Below are 5,836 nucleotides of genomic sequence, written 5' to 3' on the forward strand. Positions count from 1 at the left end.
ATCTTTGTGTCTAAAGTAGTGGATTTTTTGGTAGGGGATAGAATCCGCATCTATGAGACACATCGTGCCAACCATTTTAAGACGCTCACATTTAATGAACGACCTAAAAGGTTTTTTTGCTTTTTTATTGATTTCATTTAGCCAAAATGTATTTAGCCCTTCAAAACTAGAATCTGTGAGATTTGAGGGGATAAATTTTGGTGCTAAAATGCCTTTTTTGTTTTTTTCAAAAATGATTTTGCCAAGATATAGCGTAGCGGTAAAATCTTTGAAGCGAGATGGTGCAGAACATTTCATACGAAACTTCTCTGCATTGGTAGATAAATTTGGGATAAAATATTTATCATATATCCTATCATCAATGGACAAAATATTACTTTCAATACCTAAATAAATTGTTTTATACTTTACATATTCACTGTCATTAGCACTGCACATAGGCATTTTATTGCCGACCAATAAACTTAAATCAAAAGAAATAGCCATTTATCAACCTTTTATTTTTGTTTTATGCCAAGTCTTTCAATGGCTTTATTTGCCACATATCTAGGGTCGCGCTCATTTGGCTGAATCTCATAGGCATTTTGGTAATTATCGTTATCTTCTCCAACATAGCAATTTACTTTATTTGATTCATTGTTATCGCACAGTTTTTTGTAAGCATTCGTTATTTGATAATTGCCACTAATATAAAAATTAAAAGAATATGCAAGATATTTTAGTAAAGGGCTTTTGTGCTGCTTTTCCTTATAAATTTTTTGAAAAATATATAAATGCCTGCATTCGTGGATAATTGTGCCTATAAGCCCACTAGAATAATTTTCAAATGTTTCTAATGGGTTATTTTGATTTATTTCATTAGTATCGGTAAGTAAAATTTCTGCAATTATTATATTATCAGACAAAGTGATAGCTCTAGAATTTATATTGAAAATAATTGCCCCATTAAGTTGCAATTTAACAAACTTGCATATTTTTTTAATTAAACTTACAACAAATTTTTCTCTTTCATCGTAAAAATCTACCTTACTATTCTCGCGTGTTTTGCCATTTAATTGGGAACTAAATAAACTATACCCATCAAACAAGGGATTACTATAAGCCTCCCTAAATCTAATCTTGCTTTTCAAAATTTCACTCTCATAAGTTTCTTTTTCAAACACTTCCACAACAGCTTTTATATATTTTTGTCTATCTTGTTGATATGCTCCATTATCGCTTATTATATTGTTGATAAAAACTTCATTCCCCAAATCAAACCTATAATAAATATATGCGATTTTTCCTGCAAGCTGAGGGTAGATTCTCAAATAATCAAATATTGCATCGTGGATATAATTTCCATTAGAATCTTTTTTGTCATATCGTTCTTGATTGTTTTGTTTAAGTTTATCTAATTTTGCATTATTCACATTTAAAAAATACACTGCTTCACCTACGTTATAAATATGCTCTAATTTATTCCATTCATTTATATCATTGCTATAAATTATTGTATTGTAAAAATTATTCTGCGTTGTTTGTTGGCTATCTCGCGTGGCTTCTATGACTGCATCATCTTTTTCTATGCCTACTCTAAAACTCATATCAATAATTATATAAGCATCTTGTAAAGTAGGATTTTTCTTGTTTGTATCATAAACAAATACAATAATGTAGTATTTATCAAATGTTTCCTCTGCATCACCTCTTGTGATAGGCAATGAAAATCCTAATTTATTGGTATCAATTATGTTATTTTTTTGAAAAACTCGGACATTATATTGTTTATTTGGCTGTTGATTGCTATCTAATAAAATATGTGTAGTTAAGCTAGTATTTGTATTCTTATTTAGAAAATTTTGCAATTCTGTTTGGCTTTTTATTTCTATAAAACTCCATTTCACATTACCTACTTGACTATCATCGCTCATCACAGCTTCTAGCTCAATATAACTTCCCGGTGCAAATGGTGTTTTGATTGGAAAATTATAATGATATAGGTTGTGGTTTAGATATTGGATTTTTGTTTGTTTGTTCTTAGCAATGTCAATGATTTGTGGTTTCTCTTGTGAAAAATCTACCTCCCATTCTATGTTTTCCATAAACTTTATATAACTTATGGTTGGTTTGCTATATCGTGCTTTTAGTGGTATATTTGTATGATTTGTATGATTGAAAATATATTTTAAATTATGAGGATTGTCATAAAAAAAAAGCAATATATCGTTTTGTATTTGATTATTATTTGTCATAATGATAGAGCTACACGAATTGCTACATTCTTTATCACTATAAATATTTAACGATAAATCTATATTAAATTGCGTGGTGTCAGTATTGTTGGCGTGATTAGAATTTGTGTTGTTTGAATCATTTGACTTGCTATTGCTAGAGTTAGGTTTATTTAAATCATTTGAATTATCGATAGTATTAGTCTTATTAGAATGATTGGATTTGCTAGAATCTTTTGATTTACTAGATTCATATTTTTCTAGCAAATCTTTTATTTCTTGCGCGCTCAAGTAATATTCTCCATCTTTTATAGTATTATTTTCATCTTGATAGCCTTTATCATAGCAGTGAAATAGTGGTTGATGTGTTTTTTTTATTGTGGTGCTATTGTCTTGCGAATGTCTATCAAAGTCATTTGTATAATCAAAGTTTGTAAAGCTAGGCACAAAGTGAGTATAGCCTTTTTGTTGCTCTAATTCCGCTTTTTCTTGCAAAGTTAATGCTTTTCCACTTCTAGCTTCATAGCTTGCTATTTCGTTATTACCTTGCATTATAGCTAGTGTGAATCCATTGAAATACAAATAAATCTTTGCTTTGAAATAAAGTGTGGCAGGACATTTTTGATAATTATTAGGTGTTAGAATCTTATTTGTGGTGTTTTTGGATTGATAAATAGATTTTGTATGTGTTGTATGGGCTAAATGGGCTGAATGTGGATTGTTAGAATGCTTTTGGTTGTTTGAATTGCTAAAGCTATTTGAGTTATTGAGATTGCTTGGATTATTTGGATTATTGGAATAGTTTGGACGATTTGAATTATTAAAGTTGCTTGAATCTATATTATTAGATTCTTGGTTAAATTGTTGATTAGATTCTTGTGAATGTGGTGATTGTATATAGACATTATTAGATTCTTTTGCTAGATAATATGGATTTATTTCATAATCATCATCATTGATAAGTTCTACGCTAAAAAAGTCCCCTCTCTCATTGTGTGGAATCTCAAATACAACTTCGCCATTTGCAGTTGTGATTTTAGAATCATAACATTGTTTAGAATCTATATTTGTGATTTGAATCTCTTTGTTTTTTAGGGGAGTTAGCAAATCATAATCTTTGATGATGAGTTTAAAGGGGAATGTATCTTGTGTGTTCATATTGCTTGCCTTTTTGTTTGGTGTTATTATGTGTGGGTATAACTTGAATGCTTTTGATTGTTTTGGTTTGTTTTAAGTTGTTTGGTTTGTGTGTTTGTTTTGTTTTGGTTTTGGTTATGTTTTGGCTATGTTAGTTGTTGTTTTAACTATTTGAATCCTTTTGTGGTTGTTTTAGTTGCTTGAATTTGTTTGTGTTGTTTTTTGTTGCTTGAATCGTTTGGGCTATTTGAATTATTGAGATTATCGAAATTATCTAAATCATTTGATTTATTTGAATCTATACCTTATTTAAATTTACATTACAGGTTATTTTTATTATTTAGGTTATGTTAGATAAATTGCTTTTATTTAACCTTATTGACTTTGTTTCTTTGTTTGTTTTTTTTGTTTATATGGCAGGTTTATTTTGTTTGTATCGTAGGCTTATTGAAAATTTAGCTATTTTATCAAAATAGTTTTATGATTATTCTAACTTTAAATCTAGTTTTTGCATCATTTCTTTGCTCCAGCCTTTTGGAAGATTGGTAATGCTAGGGTAGATTCTAGGGAAAAATTCGATATATACGCTTTTGTTATCGCTTAATTCAAAATAGTATTTGCCTAGTGGAGAGGGTTTAACTTTTGTAATTTTATTAAATATATCCTCTCGTAAAGAGCAAGGTTCTTTATCATTGCAAAAATCACTCGTGTCGATATTTAGGGGGGTGAATTTATATTGTCGCCCCGAATAATCTAAATTTGAAAAAAAGTTTTGTGGCTTATCTGTATCTTCTTCATCTTCTTCCTCATCTTTTTTATCTTTTTTGATTTCTCTCATCGTTTTATAAACGCCACTATTAAATAATAAATTATTTTTTGCTTGCATTTCTCCTATGTCGCTTTCTATCAAAAACTCTCTCAAACTCCACACTAAATACGCATAAAACAACTCATCATATAATAAGATTTTATGATTTGGTTGATTGGTTTTGGATAGAAAATCAAGAGTAAGCAATACTGCTTGCGTATATGGGGCTTTATGGGCATTACTCCACCATTTAAACATATCTTTTTGCAAGATTCCTTTTGATAATAAATCATCATAGATTTTATCGTGCAAATGATATGCGTTGATTCCATTATTTTTGTTAATAGATTCTATGTAGTTTGCAATAAATTCTGTGTTTTCTTGGTGTAATTGCGTGAAGTATGAGATGATTTGCTCCTTTGTTAAAATGATATTATCTTTGTGCCTAAAGTAGTGGATTTTTTGGTAGGGGATAGCTTTTTCATCTAGGCTACACACATTGCCAACTCTTTTAATATGCTCGCATTTAATGAGCGACCTAAAAGGCTTTTTTGCGTTTTTATTGATTTCATTTAGCCAAAATGTATTTAGCTTCTCAAAGCTAGAATCTGTGAGATTTGAGGGGATAAATTTAGGCGCTAAAATGCCTTTTTTATTTTTCTCAAAAATGATTTTGCCTAGATAAAGCGTAGCGGTAAAATCTTGTAATGGGCTATTTTCATCTACATTCTCTATTTCATCATCATCTAATCCATAATTTATAGGCAATCTATCTTTTATACAAAGTATATTTGTTTGTATGCCTAAATGAATTTCCTGATTTGTCGCATAAAAGCTAAAGGGCAATAAAACTGGCTCTGCATATTCTTCTTCTTCTAAATAATCTATATCTACTTTTTTACCCATTATATTACTCCTTTTTGTGTAGATTTTTAATAATCTGCGTTGCCACATATCGTGGGTCTCGCTCATTTGGTTGAATTTTATAAATATTTTCTTTTTTGCCTATTGCACAACCAATATTTGTAGAGTTATTTTCATTACATATTTTATAAAACTTATCAAATATATTTCCCATACTTTTAATATCGCTATCAATATAAAATCCTTCACTTATTGCAAGATATTTTAATAACGATCCAAAGGTTGCCTGTCCATTTTCTAATGGCTCAGCAATAAATTGCTCTATGTAAAAATGTCTTAATTCGTGAAAAACTGTATCTAAAAGTTGCATAAAAGTAACCTTTTGAGCTAAAAAATCCCTTACTTCGTCATATTTTGGCGAAGGATACTTTTTCAAATCATAGAAATTGTGATTGCCTCGTTTAATATGTAACTTATTGATATAAATTTCTTTATTGACATAATAACCATCTGATATTGTTTTTTGTTTTCTTATCTTGCGTAATGTCTGATTATAAAATTTTACTTTCTCTAGTGGTAACTCAACATCTTTATGATTGCAAATAGTCTTAATTAGTGATTCTATAAATATTTTACGCTGCCTAATGGTGCTTTTTGCCTTACTCTCAATAAATATTTCTTTGTATTGCGCTGAAAAGGTTTTATTATTTGAATCTGGTTTTTGTTTTTCAAATACCTCCACAACCTTATCTATAAAATATTCTCTATCTTTTTGATATTCTCCATTTTTTCCCTCTACACTGCTTATAAAATC

General features: G+C 29.3%; 4 protein-coding genes. All 4 read right to left on the minus strand.

Annotated elements, in window-relative coordinates:
- Positions 1 to 486 (minus strand): hypothetical protein (locus ACWIX0_RS12685; protein ID WP_454174353.1); only part of this gene is annotated, 486 nt, incomplete at its 3' end.
- Positions 487 to 497: 11 nt separating this feature from the next.
- Positions 498 to 3,371, minus strand: a complete 2,874-nt coding sequence (locus ACWIX0_RS12690; RefSeq protein ID WP_454174354.1) for a hypothetical protein — start codon at positions 3,369 to 3,371, stop codon at positions 498 to 500.
- Between the two features lie 463 nt (positions 3,372 to 3,834).
- On the minus strand, positions 3,835 to 5,064 hold the full coding sequence (locus tag ACWIX0_RS12695; RefSeq protein ID WP_454174355.1) for a hypothetical protein: 1,230 nt from the start codon (positions 5,062 to 5,064) through the stop codon (positions 3,835 to 3,837).
- Positions 5,065 to 5,068: 4 nt separating this feature from the next.
- A partial coding sequence (locus tag ACWIX0_RS12700) for a hypothetical protein (RefSeq protein ID WP_454174356.1) occupies positions 5,069 to 5,836 on the minus strand: 768 nt, incomplete at its 5' end.

This window comes from Helicobacter sp. T3_23-1059 (genome assembly GCF_053654515.1).

Excerpts from the sequence above, each read along its gene's own strand:
- ACWIX0_RS12690 (WP_454174354.1), bottom strand. The coding sequence starts at position 3,371 with ATGAACACACAAGATACATTCCCCTTTAAACTCATCATCAAAGATTAT.
- ACWIX0_RS12695 (WP_454174355.1), bottom strand. The coding sequence starts at position 5,064 with ATGGGTAAAAAAGTAGATATAGATTATTTAGAAGAAGAAGAATATGCA.